The organism is Butyricicoccus sp. Marseille-Q5471, from assembly GCF_951230135.1.
Lineage (GTDB): Bacteria > Bacillota > Clostridia > Oscillospirales > Butyricicoccaceae > Agathobaculum.
The window spans coordinates 236118-251490 of record NZ_CATNVC010000001.1 but is presented as its reverse complement, the minus strand read 5'-3'; the positions used below and the strand labels follow the sequence as shown (position 1 = coordinate 251490).

At 49.2% G+C, this 15373-nt stretch carries 16 protein-coding genes; 14 read left to right on the top strand and 2 right to left on the bottom strand.

Going from position 1 to position 15373, the window contains the following annotated elements:
• Nucleotides 1-33: 33 nt before the first annotated feature.
• Both QOX26_RS01250 and QOX26_RS01245 read right to left on the bottom strand, forming a co-directional pair.
• The gene (locus QOX26_RS01250; RefSeq protein ID WP_283673068.1) at nucleotides 34-1452 is read right to left on the bottom strand and encodes a KAP family P-loop NTPase fold protein; all 1419 of its coding nucleotides are present in this window, start codon (nucleotides 1450-1452) and stop codon (nucleotides 34-36) included.
• Nucleotides 1453-1543: 91 nt separating this feature from the next.
• Complete coding sequence (locus QOX26_RS01245) at nucleotides 1544-2041, bottom strand: hypothetical protein (protein ID WP_283673067.1); 498 nt, start codon at nucleotides 2039-2041, stop codon at nucleotides 1544-1546.
• A 145-nt stretch (nucleotides 2042-2186) separates the two neighbouring features.
• Between QOX26_RS01245 and QOX26_RS01240 the strand changes: the two genes are divergently transcribed.
• The 14 genes from QOX26_RS01240 (at nucleotide 2187) to QOX26_RS01175 (ending at nucleotide 15373) form a co-directional block, all read left to right on the top strand.
• Nucleotides 2187-2678: a helix-turn-helix domain-containing protein gene (locus tag QOX26_RS01240; protein WP_283673066.1), complete on the top strand. Its 492-nt coding sequence runs from the start codon at nucleotides 2187-2189 to the stop codon at nucleotides 2676-2678.
• The gene (locus QOX26_RS01235; RefSeq protein WP_283673065.1) at nucleotides 2678-4024 is read left to right on the top strand and encodes a terminase large subunit domain-containing protein; all 1347 of its coding nucleotides are present in this window, start codon (nucleotides 2678-2680) and stop codon (nucleotides 4022-4024) included. Before QOX26_RS01240 ends, QOX26_RS01235 begins: the two co-directional genes overlap by 1 nt.
• A gap of 4 nt (nucleotides 4025-4028) precedes the next feature.
• Complete coding sequence (locus QOX26_RS01230) at nucleotides 4029-4271, top strand: hypothetical protein (protein WP_283673064.1); 243 nt, start codon at nucleotides 4029-4031, stop codon at nucleotides 4269-4271.
• Nucleotides 4268-5941, top strand: coding sequence for a hypothetical protein (locus QOX26_RS01225; RefSeq protein WP_283673063.1), 1674 nt, complete (start codon nucleotides 4268-4270; stop codon nucleotides 5939-5941). The genes QOX26_RS01230 and QOX26_RS01225 overlap by 4 nt, the downstream gene beginning before the upstream one ends.
• Nucleotides 5942-6181: 240 nt before the next feature.
• The gene (locus tag QOX26_RS01220) at nucleotides 6182-7111 is read left to right on the top strand and encodes a hypothetical protein (RefSeq protein ID WP_283673062.1); all 930 of its coding nucleotides are present in this window, start codon (nucleotides 6182-6184) and stop codon (nucleotides 7109-7111) included.
• 90 nt (nucleotides 7112-7201) lie between these two features.
• A complete protein-coding gene (locus tag QOX26_RS01215; protein ID WP_283673061.1) occupies nucleotides 7202-8284 on the top strand; it encodes a chitobiase/beta-hexosaminidase C-terminal domain-containing protein in 1083 nt (360 codons plus the stop codon).
• A gap of 57 nt (nucleotides 8285-8341) precedes the next feature.
• Nucleotides 8342-8743, top strand: coding sequence for a hypothetical protein (locus QOX26_RS01210; protein ID WP_283673060.1), 402 nt, complete (start codon nucleotides 8342-8344; stop codon nucleotides 8741-8743).
• A 2-nt stretch (nucleotides 8744-8745) separates the two neighbouring features.
• Nucleotides 8746-10581, top strand: coding sequence for a hypothetical protein (locus QOX26_RS01205; RefSeq protein WP_283673059.1), 1836 nt, complete (start codon nucleotides 8746-8748; stop codon nucleotides 10579-10581).
• 11 nt (nucleotides 10582-10592) lie between these two features.
• Nucleotides 10593-12332, top strand: coding sequence for a hypothetical protein (locus QOX26_RS01200; protein WP_283673058.1), 1740 nt, complete (start codon nucleotides 10593-10595; stop codon nucleotides 12330-12332).
• Nucleotides 12332-12661, top strand: coding sequence for a hypothetical protein (locus tag QOX26_RS01195; protein ID WP_283673057.1), 330 nt, complete (start codon nucleotides 12332-12334; stop codon nucleotides 12659-12661). Before QOX26_RS01200 ends, QOX26_RS01195 begins: the two co-directional genes overlap by 1 nt.
• A gap of 3 nt (nucleotides 12662-12664) precedes the next feature.
• Nucleotides 12665-12976 carry a hypothetical protein gene (locus QOX26_RS01190; protein WP_283673056.1) on the top strand — a complete coding sequence of 104 codons (312 nt, stop codon included), beginning with the start codon at nucleotides 12665-12667 and terminating at the stop codon, nucleotides 12974-12976.
• Nucleotides 12973-13119 carry an XkdX family protein gene (locus tag QOX26_RS01185; RefSeq protein WP_283673055.1) on the top strand — a complete coding sequence of 49 codons (147 nt, stop codon included), beginning with the start codon at nucleotides 12973-12975 and terminating at the stop codon, nucleotides 13117-13119. Before QOX26_RS01190 ends, QOX26_RS01185 begins: the two co-directional genes overlap by 4 nt.
• Nucleotides 13112-14047 carry an S-layer homology domain-containing protein gene (locus QOX26_RS01180; protein WP_283673054.1) on the top strand — a complete coding sequence of 312 codons (936 nt, stop codon included), beginning with the start codon at nucleotides 13112-13114 and terminating at the stop codon, nucleotides 14045-14047. The genes QOX26_RS01185 and QOX26_RS01180 overlap by 8 nt, the downstream gene beginning before the upstream one ends.
• A gap of 12 nt (nucleotides 14048-14059) precedes the next feature.
• A complete protein-coding gene (locus QOX26_RS01175; protein WP_283673053.1) occupies nucleotides 14060-15373 on the top strand; it encodes a hypothetical protein in 1314 nt (437 codons plus the stop codon).

The following is a 15373-nucleotide window of genomic DNA, read 5'->3' as shown; positions in this document are numbered from 1 at the left end:
AAAAGAGACGGGAAACCGTCTCTTTTTTATGATTTAATCAGAAGATAGGCTATTTGAAAAGTTAAAGCACTCAAGTTGCTGGTGAATGTACTGGCCATAAGGTAGCGATTTGATTTCTTCCAAGTGTTTCCAATCCGGGTAGAAAAGTGATCCACTCCAAGTTTTGGAATTTATTCTGTATTCATAGTTTATCCCATAACCTGGGTGTGGAAATAACAATTCATTGTTTAACGCATCAAATCTGATGTCTGAAATATATATTGAAGAATCTGAGAGTTGTTCCGTCATGTCGCCAATACATTTGCGTGATACAAGATTAAATTCAAAATTTTTTAATGGATTCTGATGCTTACTGCAGAGATTATTAACGGCTAAGCCTAACTCGGCAAAGCGCTTCTGGGAATCTGTGTTTTTAATAAATAAATCTGTGAAGATAAGAGGATATTTATATTTCATGACTAGGCAGAATAGATAAATCTTATGAGCTTGAATAAGCTCATAGGCAGATAGAAAATTATGATACATTATTTTGTAATTTTGCAAAATTGTTTGAAAATCACGAATGGATAAATCAAAGGCTTGATAGAGGTCTAAAAGGTAATTTACTATAGTGCTAGGGGGTTCTGGGATTGAAGGTTCACTATACAGGGGGCTATGAAATGTAGGAAGATTTTTTGAAATAAGAGAATGCAAGTCGGGCTGAGGGAATTTTGTAATATAATCAAAAAATTTGCAAAGATAGCCTGTTGCATCTAAACCGCTCCCATATATGGCCTTAATAGATTGAGAAAGCTGAGAAAGATCTACGGCAAATACAAAAACAATGTCTTTAATATCCAAAAAGTGTTTTACAATTTCCAGAGTTTGAATTGCAAACAATGGTTTGCAACGATCTAATTCATCTACAATTACAATTAGCTTCGTAGAATCGCCAAGTTCCTTAATTAGTTTTGAGAAATAGGATTTGAGATTGCTGAGCTGGATTTGCATTACGGATAATTTTGCGAGTGGATTGCTCTTGTGATATTCCTTATAGGTTTTTGAAATCGGATTGTCAAGAGCATTGATAATGGAAGAAGCAATCCGCTTTATTTTTGCAACGCAATCACACCCCATAAAACGATCATTTGAAAGAATGGCCTGTAAAAAGGGGGTAAATGAATCATCCCAATAGTCATTTGACCAAGCATTGTAATTAACAACAACGAATGGCACGGGATTGTCCGAAGGCATAATATCTTTTTCACTTTCCATCCCATAAAGATAGTTCGTGAACATATTGAAGAAATATGATTTACCTGTTCCCCAAGAAGAATCGATAGCTATGGAATAGGCGTCTGAAGCGTTATCTCGCTTATATTCATTACAGTTTAAGATTAAATCTTTAAGAAAGTCAGCATACTTTTTTCTGGAAAACTCGTCATGCTCTGAGAAGTAAAGGGATTCCTGCATAGTGGGACTCCTTATTTAACAAATAAAATATAAAATGAGTTGAAATGTAGAATTATTTACTGAGGGAAAGAGACGGGATTGCCGTCTCTTTTTATTTTACATATTGAAGGATTGAAATGAGTAATGCAACAGTAGATGCAATACAGGCTAAAAAGGAAGCTAGAAACTGACGATCATTTTCCTTCTGGATACGGGATGCGGTAACAAAGGTAATGTATGAAATGGTTGCAAGAATTGTGGTAAGAGCACCACAGAGGATAGACAGTGTGATTTTTGTTGGTAGAGAATCTCCGGCGCGCCCAAAAACACCGAATACCATGATAGCAAAACCTAATGCGAATAGGCCAGCGGTACCACCGATAACCCAAAGCATACCAGTAATAATAACACGCGTATAGTTTGTGGCAGCGTTTTTGTCAGCTAAGATCATCTCATTGGTTTTATGCTGTTCGATTGCGGCCAATATGGATTCAGAGATAACTTCGGGTGCTATCTGTGGTGCAGCGTTTATTTGTGCATCCTGTATTGCTTCGGTCAGTGTGGCCTTGTCAATCTGCACGGTGACATTAATGCTTTGTTTGCGTGGCATATTTCACCTCCTAAATAAAGGATACACCAATATGCGAAATTTGTAAATATTGGGGGAATATGTTCCGATTTATAGAAAAGACGAAAAGGACGATTTTTTTTATTTACCCTTAGAACTATAAAGACTGGACAAAGGAGGAATATACGTGGCAAAGAAAGTGCACAGCGATGATGACAAGCAGCGTGCGCTTGCTATGCTGGCGGCGGGTGTCGGTGTATCCGAAACGGCGGACAGGCTGGGCATTCCGAAACAAACCATTTCACGCTGGAAAACCGAAGGGCAGACCGACGAAGTTTTTGTTGCACAGCAGCGAAAGAATAAAGCGCGTTTGGTGGATGCGTCTTGGGAAGCGATACACGATGCAACGGAAATCACGGTGCGGCGGTTGAAGGCGGCACGAAAAGACGAACGCGCATTTTTAGAATTGCTGGATGAGATTGAGAACGATGAAGAAATCAGCGAAACACGGCGTACAGAATTGTACCGCAAGTTTAAAAAGCTGAGTGTTTCAGACCTATCCGACCTCAGTAAGGTTATTTCTGTCCTTTATGACAAGCAGGCACTGGCAGCAAATGAATCCACTGAAAACATTGGCGGGTCCGGGAAACTGGAAGTCAGTTTGAAGGTGGTCAAGTAATGCAAGTAAATTTTGAAATCACGGAGAAGCAGCTCGCATTCATTGAAGCCGATACGGACGAAGTAATGTTTGGCGGTGCGGCAGGTGGCGGCAAGACCTATGTGCAGGTCATTGATGCATGGCTAAAAGCGATAACGTACCCAGGCATCAAGCAGATCATATTCCGAAACACTTATCCGGAACTGAAACGAACGGTAATTGCGCTTGCGTTGGCGCTGTATCCGCAGGATATTGCAAAGTACAACAAGTCGGATCATGTTTGGACGTTTGAAAACGGATCGACGATTGAATTTAACTTTCTAACCAGCGCTACGGATGCCATGAAATTTAAGTCAGCCGAATTTGACATTGTACGGTTCGATGAGCTGACGCACTTTGATTTTGATACTTATATCTACATGATGTCACGCCTTCGCGGTGCGAACGATTTCCCAAAGCAGATCAAGAGTTCGACAAACCCGGGTGGAAAGGGACATTACTGGGTGAAAAGCCGGTTCATTGACGTTGGCGAGCCGCTGAGAGTGTATCCCGCCTTCAACGATGAAGGGGATCACGTTTCAGACGTGATTTTCATTCCTGCAAAAATTGACGACAACGTGTTTATCATGCAAACTGACCCAGACTATAAGAACAAGCGCATGAAGGCGCTTTCAAAGGATGATCGCCGGGCGCTTGGCGAAGGTGACTGGGATGTGTGGGCAGGACAGTATTTCAGCGAGTTCCGACGCGAAATTCACGTGCTCGAACCTTTTGTAATTCCGCCAGAGTGGCGGCGGTATCGGGCGATTGACTACGGTTTAGACATGCTCGCATGTTACTGGATTGCGGTTGATTTTTTGGGACGCGCGTATGTGTATCGCGAATTGTACGAAAGCGATCTCATCATAGAAGCTGCAGCAAAACGCATTTTGGAAATGACCGAGGACGGCGAAGAAATCGAAGAAACTTTTGCACCGAAGGATTTATGGAGCCGGACAAAGGATACAGGCGTAAGCATTGCGGCGCGGTTCGACGAATGCGGTGTGCCGTTCAAACAGGTATCCAATACACGCATTGCGGGCTGGTATTCTCTGAAAACGTGGTTACAGCCTTGCATTGATGAATTCGGGAAACCGGCTGCAAAGTTACGCATTTTCTCGACGTGCAAAAACCTTATTCGGACGTTGCCCGCATTGGTGCATGACGAAAAGCATGTAAACGATGTGGCAACAAATCCGCACGAACTGACCCATGCGCCGGACGCAATACGCTATTTCGTGGACGGACAACCGGAACCGGCATATATTCCGCCGCCGTATGAGCCGGACGAAGAAGCGGGTATAGATTTTTGGGAATATGGAGGTTGAGAAGATGGAAGGTTTGTGGACATTGATTGGATGCCTATCCGGGTATGCCTTTGGCTGGTTGGCTTTTGGTTATAGCAGGGCGGCAAGCAGACAGGATGCGCGGCGCACATATCGGCGCAAGCGGGAGCGTGAGCCGCCCGATCTGACGGAATCGCAGACGCTAAGCGGAATGCCGGAAGATGAATTCAAGCGGGAATTGGCAGAAATTATGGCCTATGACGGCAGCGCGGAGGAGGGTTGCGAATGAGCAGATTTGTGAAGGAGCCGCGCGGTATTTGGCAGGAGTACCAGAAGGGAGTGGAAAGCAATGACGCACTGAACTGGTATGACCAGGTCAAGAAAAATGAAAATTTCTTTATCGGCCGTCAATGGGAAGGCGTTAAGGCGAAGAAGCTTGCAAAGCCGCAGTTCAATATTCTGCGCCGCGTCGTGAGCTATTTTGTTTCGACGGTGGTTTCCGATAATATCGCGGCAAACATTCGTCCGTTTTTATCGGAAAACAATGAGCAAACGGCGATATTCACCAAGATTCTTTCGGATGAAATTGACCGCATTTTTGAAATGTGCAGGATTAAGGATAAAAACCGCGTGTTCTTGCGCAATGCGGCTGTGCATGGAGATACGGCAGCATATTTCTTCTTTGATCCGGACGAAAGCAGCGGGCAGACCGCCGAAGGCCGTGTCTGCTGCGAGGTCATAGACACGACTGAAATTATTCCGGCCAATCCATATTCGGCGGACATACAGAAACAGCGGTATTTACTGCTGCTCAGCCGACGCGACATTGACGAAGTGCGCGAGGAAGCGCGAAGCAACGGTGTGCCGGAGGACGATTTGAGCCAGATTCAGGCCGATGTAAACCAAGAGGATAAAACATCGGTTGGATTGCCGGACACGGGGCGTGTGACCGTTGCGCTAAAGCTTTGGAAGGAAAACGGGACAGTTCATGCGCTGAAAACTACACAGAACTGCATTGTTATGCCGGAGCGCGACACGGAATACACGCTTTATCCAGTGGCATTCCTGCAATGGGAAACCGTGCGCAACCAATTTCACGGCATGGGTGCAATTTCGGGGGAGATTCCGAACCAGATTTTCATCAATAAGATGTACGCCTATGCAATGGCGTGCATGCAGCGGAACGCGTTTCCGACCGTTATTTACGATAAAAGCAAACTGCCGAACGGCCTGTCCGATGATCCAACCGCCGCATACGGCGTTAAGGACAACCCGGAAAAGGCGCTGTTTATTCAAACCGGCGTACACAACATGTCAACACAAGTGGCCGAATTTATTGACAAGACGATTGCATATACACGGGATACGATGGGCGCGAGTGACGCGGCGCTGGGCAATATCAAGCCGGACAACACAAGTGCTATTGTAGCCGTGCAAAAGGCAAGTGCTGCGCCGCTGGAATTACAGCGCATGGCGTTCTATCAATTCGTGGAAGATTACGTGCGGATTATCATTGATATTCTCTCCACTGACTACGGCCGGCGCAAGGTCAGCTATTCAAATGAAAATGGAGAAGAGGTCATAACCGAATTTGACTTTTCACAAATGAAGGGGATGCACCTTCGGGTGAATGTTGACATTGGCAGCGCTGCAATGTGGTCGGAAATCAGCCAAATGCAGACAATGGACAATCTGTTCAACAAGAAAATCATTGATGATCCTATTTTGTTCTTGGAATCTTTGCCCGATGGAATTCTGACAAACAAGGGTGATTTGATCGCACATTTGAAGCAGAAGCGTGCCAAAGAAGAGCAGATGCTACAAATGCAGCAGATGCAGGCACAGCAAGCGGCTTCGGCGGTCAATCCTGAAAATGTGTTGGCACAGCTTACCGATGAAGAACGTGCACAGCTTGAATCAAACCCAGAAATCGCTGAACAGGTGTTCGGCGGCATGTAGAAAAACTACCGGCGTTCTGACAAGCGGGTATTTAGCCAGCCTGCTTGGTTTTAACCTCCGGCAGGCGCACCGCTGCGGAACGGGGTGCGCTTGTCAGAGCGCCGGGGTAAAAATAAACGCACTGCCTGCGCTGTGACGGGCGTTTGCCATAAACGACCGAAGGATACGGCGGGTGATTAGGGCAGGTATCCAACTTGCCCGCCCGTCAGAGCGCAGGCGCTATGAAATGGAGGTAATGACATGGAAAACAAGAATTTAACGCTTGGCGCGGATGTTCGCGCATGCATGGGTATTCAGTTCTTTGCCGAGGGTGAAGCATTTGCAGAGCTGGAAACCGCACAGGCTGGTGATTCGGCGGCGATTGATGATCCGGGCACGGCGGGTGGTGCACCGGACGCGGCGCTCGGAGCGGACGCTGATCCGTTGGAAGCAATCTTTGCAGGCATGAGCGATGGCGAGACAGACGATGTGTTCGGCGGCGTAGAACAGCCGGAAGACGAAGCGGGAGAGCAGGAGCAGCCGCCCGCAGGCGCGGAGCCTACTTTCCCGGTGCAGATTGGCGGCGAGACCGTGCAAATGACGGCCGCACAGATGGCAGAACGGATTGCAGCGGCACAACCGCCCGCGCCGGATCAGATTCAGACGCTGGTACAGCAGCAGCTTGCACAAAATCCGGCCATGCAGCTGGTAGAGCGCAAGGCACGTGATTACGGCATGACTGTTGACCAGTACATTGAAACCATGGCCGAACAGGAACGGCAGAACGAAGTGCGCCAGATCATGGAGAAAACCGGGCTTTCGCAGGAAATGGCGCAGGAGTTGGCCGAGAGCAGACGCTTCCGCGCAGAGATCGAAAGTGAACGTGCCGCACAGGCACAGCAGGAACAGGCACAGGAGCAGCAGAACCGCATGTTTCAGCAGTTTATGGCAAACTTTCCGGGTATTCCGGCCGCTGATATTCCCGCCGACGTGTGGTCGCAGGTTGAAGGCGGCATGGACTTGACTGCGGCATTTGCAACACACCGCGTTAAGGAGCTGGAAGCGGAAAATGCGACGCTGAAACAGAATGCGCATGTGCGTCAAAAAGCGATTGGATCGGCAACCGGGCTGGAACAGACCGGCGGCCGCGATCCAGTGCTTGACGGCCTGAACGGCATTTCTATTTCCTGATAACGGGAAGGGGGGTGCTTGGATATAAAACCGAGGGAAAAGCCCTGAATATAAAAATCAAATACACAAAATCGAAAGAGAGGACTACATATGCCTACCATTAATCTTCATGAAAAATATGCGCCCGCACTGGAAAGTGTGTTTTCAACAGGCAGTTTTGTAAAGGGCAATACAAGCAACCACATTGACTTTACGGGAGCGCGAACGGTAAAGGTATCCACGCTTCAGACAACGGCATTGAATGACTACAAGCGCGGGGGAAGCAACCGATATGGCACGCCTGAGGAAATCGGAGAAGAGGTTCAGGAGCTTACCATGTCGCAGGACAAGGCGTTCACAGGTACGGTTGACAAGGGGAACGCTTCGGATCAGGTGATTAAAAACAAGGCGGCACTTTGGCTGCGAGAGGAAATTAATACGGAGGTACGGCCTGCGGCCGACAAGTACGCGCTGCGCAAGTATGTAATGAATGCGCACATTGCCACAATCAGCGCCGCACCGACAAAATCCAACATTCAGGAAGAAGTTGCGAATGCGGCTATGTATCTGGATGACCATCTTGTGCCGGAAAGTGATCGTGTGATTTACGTAACAACGGAAATTTACAAGTTTATTATCTTGTCCCCTGAATTCCTTGGAGTTGACCGTCTGGGAGAAAAGTCACTTGCAAAGGGGGAGTGCGGCGAGGTTCAGGGCATGAAGGTAATTCGTGTGCCGAAATCTTTCCTGCCGGTAAACTGCTATTTCCTCGTGACACACAAGCAGAGCGTTATTTTCCCGTACAAGCTGAGTGAAAGCAAGGTACATACCGACCCGCCCGGCATTTCTGGTGCGCTGGTTGAAGGCCGTCAGTATTATGACGCGTTTGTCATGGCGGCGAAGTGCGACGGCGTGTATGCGCTGGTCAAGGCATCGGACAAGCTTGCAACACCGACGTTTGCTTGCACGACACCCGGCACTGATCCGGTAACGATTACTTGCGCGAACGCGAGTATTATCAAATACACGACCGATGGCAGCGACCCGCGTTTCTCTGATAAGGCGATCACGGCGGCAAGTGTGGCAACAACCGGCCTTGCAAAGTCTGGTGATTCCATCACGGTTCGCGCGGTTGGATTTGCTGACGACAAATTTACATCCGATGTAGCGGAACAGACCTTCAAAAAGTCGTAACGGCTGGCGGGGCGGCAATACGCCGCCCCGCTTCGCTTTTAGAAAGGAGCGTCGAACATGGCAGATCAAAAGAAAATAGGTAATACGGTTGGTGAGGTTTATCAAACGGCGCTGAGTGTGATGTATGAAAATACGAAGAACACGAAGGACTACGACCAGTATCTTTTCGGCGTTTTAAATCTGCTGCTTGCCGAGAATTTCGAACTGAACAATATTAACCGGGAAGCATACGGAAAGCAGCCACTTGAAGAAATTCCGTATGTGAACGAAAAAACCGATGTAATTCCATACGAGTCGGTATTCTATCGCCGTATTTTGCCGCTGGGATTGGCAGCAAACTTCTTCGTTGATGATTCCATGAGCAAGCATGCTGACTTCTACGTGCAGTACAGCAATGCGCGTGTGGACGCAGAACGGGCGGTTATTACCTCGTACTATGTGGGAGAGGATGAGGAATAAGCATGGGGCAGAAGTTGGCTATGCCGAATTACACCGATGAACCAATTTATGAATGGTCCTGCGAAGCGCTGTCCGGTGGGTTAAACCTAGCCGATCTGGAATACAAACTGAGCGATAACCAGTCCCCAAACGTTCTGAATATGTGGTACAGAAACCGGACGCTTTGTAAGCGGTTTGGACAGGCCTGGTACACGGCCGCGATTGGTGCGGAAGTGCTTGCAGCTTACCAGAAGATGTACAAGGGACAGTTTGTAGTGCATGCGGGAACGAAACTGTTCACGATCAGCCGAGATGGACAGACAGTAACCGAACGAAAGGACGGGCTGACGGCGCAAGGCGGTTCCTTCCTGTTGTTTGCGAACAAACTGTATTATCGCAATGGGGCGGAATATGTGGTGTTTGATGGAGAGACCTGCACGGCAGTTACACCGACAATTCCCAATGTGGTTATAAACCGTGTGCCGGACGGGTCAAAGGGAGATTTGACAGACCCCTACAATCTTATAGGCGCAGGCTTCTCGAATACGTTTAACGGCGACGGGGAAGCGACTGTGTACCAACTGACGGACAAGGGGTTGGATGCGGCTAAAGTAACCGCAACGGTGGGAACCGAAGAAATGACAGAGGATGCCGGGAAATTTACGGTTGACCGGGAAAACGGAAAAGTTACCTTTACGACCGCACCCGCGAAGGGGCAGAACAATGTAGTGATTACCGCATACCGCACGGTTCAGGATGATATAGACAGCATTTTAAAGTGCAAATATGCGGCGACATACGGCGGACAAAATAATAGCCGCGTTGTGATTGGCGGGAATGGTACGAGCACGTTCTATATTTCGGAACCATTAGACCCTGCGTATTTTCCTGCGAACAACGATTTCACAGTATCCAACAACAGCGGCAATATTTATGGATTCGGCGAGCAGTACGATATTCTGTGCGTATTTCTGGAACGGTCGATTTATGGGTTGTCCTATGAGTTTGCGGACAGCAAAGGCATGTTTTCCACGGTGTGTATAAACCCCAATATTGGATGTGACATGCCGGGAAGCGTACAGCTTATTGAAAACCGGCTCGTGTGGTGCAACAGCTATGCAGGCGTGCACACCCTGGTATCGACGCAGATTGAAAATGAACGCAATGTGCAGCCGGTGAGCCGGAATATTAACGGCAATGCGTTACGGCCGGGATTATTGCAGGAACAGCACCTTGAAAAGTCGATTTCATGCGACTTTGACGGACGCTATTGGCTGTGCGTGAACGGGAGGGCGTATGTTTGGGATTACAGCGTTTCCACATACAACTATTCCGGTGACACAGACGCGGACGCGCTGCGGCTGTCGTGGTGGCGGTTTGATAACATTGTCGGGACGGCATTTTGCGAGGATGATGGAACATTGTACATTCTGCGTGAAAATCGTATGGCGCGATTCCAGAATGATTTTCGGGATTTCGAAAGCGCGATTCATGGAGTATATCAAATGCCGCTGCGAAATTTTGGGCTTTCCAATTATCTGAAAACGGTAATTGAATGTTGGATCACGGTTCGCGCTGATACGGCAAGTCGCATTCGGCTCAAGTACATCACGGACAATGAGCCAAACGGCGAATATGATTCGGAGGATATACGCGTACCTGCTAAAATGTGGGGCGGTTTTCTCTGGAATACGTTTCAATGGGAGGTTATCAATTTCGCAAAGTCGTTTCGAAGGAAACCGAACAAAAAGAAGGTTTTCCTTTTTGGCATTCTACTTGAGAACATGGAAGATAACCGCGATTTGAGTATTTCGGGAATTACCATGACATGGAGAAGCGCCAAAAAGATTAAGTCATAGGAGGTATCAACGTGGCGTTTGAAAAAATGAAGTTTAACCCGGAAAGCGGGCTTGCGGATACAACCGCATTTCCCGACCCGGCAAACGAAGAAGAAGTGCGCGAACAGCTAATGCGGCTGCATGGACAGTTGCGGGATTATATCAATCAGGTTACCGCCATTTTAGAGGGTTCGGGCGGCGCTGGCGAAATCGGAACGGCTGCAGGAAAAACAGTGCAAGTGGAACTGAATGAATCCGTTCGGTTTGGAACCAATGATGTAAAGTTTATCCGCGTAAACAGTGACAAGGTGCTTGAAACCTCAGCAGACGGAAACGTGTGGCAGGCGACAGGATCTAGCGGACATATCGTCATGGACAAAAACGGGGAATCCTTTCCGCAGCGCGGACGCATGCAGTTTTCAAACTGTGAAGTGACTGACGACGGTACGAAAACCATTGTTCACGGCGTTAAGGGCGACAAAGGCGACAAGGGCGATAAAGGCGACACAGGTGCACAGGGCGTGCAAGGCCCGCAGGGATTACGCGGCGTTGTTATCGTGCCTACCGTTGGCGCGGATGGCGTTATCCAGTGGGCGGTGCAGGATGTTGCAAACCTGCCGCAGCCGGTTAACATTCGCGGTCCGCAGGGCGTGGCAGGCGTGCAGGGTCCGCAGGGCTTGACAGGTGCACAGGGTGCACAGGGCATACAGGGTGTGCCGGGTATTCAAGGCCCGGAAGGACCGCAGGGTGAAATTGGCCCGCGCGGCGCGGCGGGTCCAACAGGCGCACAAGGGCCACAAGGCCCTCAGGGTGATCGTGGCAACGATGGCGCAGACGGTCGGTCGTTTACCATACAAGATATTTATCCAACGCTTGGTGCGCTGAAAGCAGCGATTCCGGGTGGGGATGCATATGCCTATATGGTTTCGGCCGATGAATGTATTTACATTTGGTCGGAATTGCTTTCTGACTGGAAGTCGCTCGGCAAGCTGCAAGGCCCTCAGGGGCCGCAGGGCTTGCAGGGAATACAGGGCCCAAAGGGCGATACCGGCGACACAGGTCCGCGCGGCCCGCAGGGCGAACAGGGCGTGCAGGGTCCGCAAGGCGTACCGGGTGCGCAAGGCGTTGCAGGTGCGCAGGGCGTGCCTGGGCAGGATGGAAAGTCCGCATACACGGCGGCGACGGAAGCCGGGTACAGTGGCACGGAATCCGGGCTGTATCAGGCATTTGCTACGTTGCCGGGACACATTGCCAATAAGACAAATCCGCATGGTGTGACAGCTGAGCAGGTTGGTGCGGACGTTGCCGGAGCGGCACAGGAGGTGCAGAAAAATCTGCAAACGCATCAGGCCGATGCGGTAAAGCACGTTACGGCAACGGAGCGCACGACGTGGAACGGCAAGGCGGCAGCAAACCATATGCAGGCCATTGAAAACGGCGGCACGGGTTCTGGGACTGCTGCCGGTGCGCGCGCTAATCTACAAACCATGAAACCAGTCTCGGCGGAAGTCACCCTGTTGGCATCCGGCTGGACGCAGTCCGGCACGGTGTATACACAGACGGTGTCATGCTCTGTGGCGATGGCCGAAATGAAAAGTGCTTATATTGGCCCGAATTACACAACAGATGAATCGGCGAATGCGCTCATCGAGGAAGCACTTGCGTTAGTACGATATATTGACACGGCAAACGGCAGCCTTGTTGCCCGGACAAAGGGAACGGATGTGCCGCAGGTTAATATCCCATTGCTACTTTATGGGGGGGTGGCGTAATGCGGGCGATTTTACAGGGAATCGTGGAATCAGACAATGTATTGTTTAAGCCCATCAAGTTTGATGTATGGGCTTTACGGTCGGTGCAATCCAATACCGCTGGATATACAAAGGATTCCGAAAATACGATCATAATCGTTACGTCAAACACTGGGTCATCAACTCCGAATAAATTTGCAATCTTGCATTACAACAATGCGACTAGGCAAGTGACGATTGACCCTAAATCACCTAACCCTGATATGGTAACTCTTACGGATAATGGTGATTGGGTGTCGTTGACGGTGAACGGTACGCAGTACGGATGTTTTGTTGTATTTAAGGAGTAAAAAATGAAACTGACAACCAACGATCAAACATATCTGGGCATCACTTGTCGCGTATCATCTGACGGCTGTGTGATTACCGCGCAAACGCCGGTAAGGGTCGGCGATACAATGGAAATTCAGACGGACGAAGGGACACAGCTGCGCACTTACACCGTAGCGGATTATCTACGCTGCACGGTGGTCGGTAACGTGGTGACGCTATCCAATACGCCGCTGCCGGAGCCGGTCACTCCGGTAGAACCGGAACCATCTGAGACAGAGAAGCTTCGCGCCGATGTTGATTTTATTGCGCTGATGACGGGGGTGACGCTATGACAGCGTTTGAAATGGCGAAGCTGTATTACCCGAGACTATGGTCAAAAGCGCGACTGGATGCGCTGCTTGCAGCTGGAAAGCTAACGCAGGCAGAATATGACCAACTGACAGCTCCAGTAAAGGAGGAAACCACCAATGAGTGATGATAAAAGGTTTTTGGATCACATTGGTGTGACTGCTTGGCACGCCGCAGGGTGGACAGGCAGTCGCGGTTTAAGCGCCACGGGAGAACCGTTTGAAGGATACGACGATAGCGATCACGGTCGTAAGGTATATGATGTGCATCGCTTGATTGCACCAGATCGCAAAGTCGTGCACCTGACGGTTACAACCAACTATGTAGGCGGCAAGTGCCAGCATAAGCTGCTGACCGACGCTTTGCCACAGATAATTGCGAAGGGCGTAGACACGCTGTTTGCAAGCCTGAATGATACGGTGTGCAATGTTCCTGATCTGGATGCAGGGCTTGCGCAAATTGCCGATAAGTGCTGCCTGTTTTTCGCGGCGGGTAATGATTCTGGAAAGACTGCAAGCCGCATTATCCAGTGCAAGTATGTGTGGGGCGTAGGCGCGTATTACCTTATGGCAAACACAAAAGAAATGCGTCCGGCGCCGTTTTCTAGTGTATCGGATGGTGTAGAGTTTTGCGCACCGACGTTAATTAACGGCTTTTCTGGCACATCGTGCAGCACGCCGGTTCTTGCAGGCATGGCGGCGCTGGTTAACGATATGGCAATCGCCAAAACCGGCCGTCCGTTGTCACAGGCGGGCATGCATCGGTTTTTGCAGGACTGCGCCGTAGACATTGGCGACGCGGGCAGGGATAGCAAGACCGGCATTGGTGCGCCGATTCTGCCGCCGCCTGACAAGGTGGATATTGCAAAGTATCAGGATGCAGCGCCGTTTAAGGATGATAGCGCAATTCCGGATTTTGCGCGGGAAGGTGTTGAATACTGCCGTGCGAAAGGATATATGCGCGGCGATTTGGACGGCAAATTTCGGCCAAACGAACCAATTACGCGAGCAGAATTTGCGGTGGCATTGATGCGATATGACAAAATGAACGGTTAAGGAGGTACGAAAATGGGGCTTCTTTCTAGTATTATTGGATCGGTTGTAAAAGCAACTTCCAATGCGGCACAGAAAACAAATTCTTCGTCCAAGGGGTCCGGGGCGAGCAGTTCGGGAAGTTCTGGCGGCGGGTCGAATTTTGGTGGGTATTATGACAAAAATACCGACTATGAAGCTAAGATCAATGAAGCGGTGAGCAAGGGCGATTACAATTCGGCCGCGCAGTATGAGCAATTCCGGAACAATAAAATTCAGAGTGAAGGTTTAAATTATTCCACCACCGACCGCTTTTCGCAGTATCTTCCGAAAAGCGAAAGCGGGTACATTCCGGGACAGAATATTCAATCCGGCGCGGACTACATCAATCAGATGTATAATGCGCAGAAACAAGCGCAAATTGCGGGATTTAATAAGCAATATGAGCAGTTTCGTGCACAAAATGAAGCGGATATGTCAGCAGTTCCAAAGCAATACCAGACAACGCGCGATCAAAGCGAGTTAGAACGCTACAAGGCGCAAAAGGCGCTGAAACAGCAAATGGCAGACAGCGGAACCACATACAGCGGGCAGGGTCGGCAGGCTACGCTTGACGCTGAGAATGCGGCATCTACAAGGCTGACAAGCATAAATACAGCGGAACAAGGCGCACTGAATGATCTGCGCCTTGCCCTGAAAAATGCACAGTTGGCGCGTGATAGCGGTATTGCTACAGCGGAAGCAAATGCGGATGCTTCATCGGCACAGGCGCTTTTGAACGACCTTTACCGGCAGCAGGACGCAAAGCGGGAAGATTACTGGAATTCGAAAAACTTTAACCTTTCCGAAGCTGGTTTGACCGGATACTATAACGGCAATAAGACGATGCAAAATCAGTATCAAGATTACCAGATTTCTGCGGATAAGCGCGATTATGACCTAAAGGTCAGGGAATTGGAAGATCAATTGGCAACAAATAAGATCACGCGTGCGCAGTATGAAGAGGAACTGAAAGCCTTGAAACGGGGTAATCAGATCGGAGATAAATACGATGATGCACGGGCGGCGGCTGAATTGGCCGCGCTGCAGGCTAGCGCGGCCGGCAAGTCCTCCGGTGGGTCAAGAACGTATCAGGGCAGCGTAAACACAGATGCTTATTCACGGCAAAGTGATGCGCTCCAGTCTGCAGATAATTCCGCTAGTATAGCAGTAAAAAAACAGAATTTGGTGATCGTACCGGGTTATGGGCGAATGACATTTCCAGAGGTGGAATCGTTAATTGACAAGGGCTATGTAAAGGAAATAGTTGATCCTATAACCGGTAGACGCAGTTATAAGAAGGTTAACTAG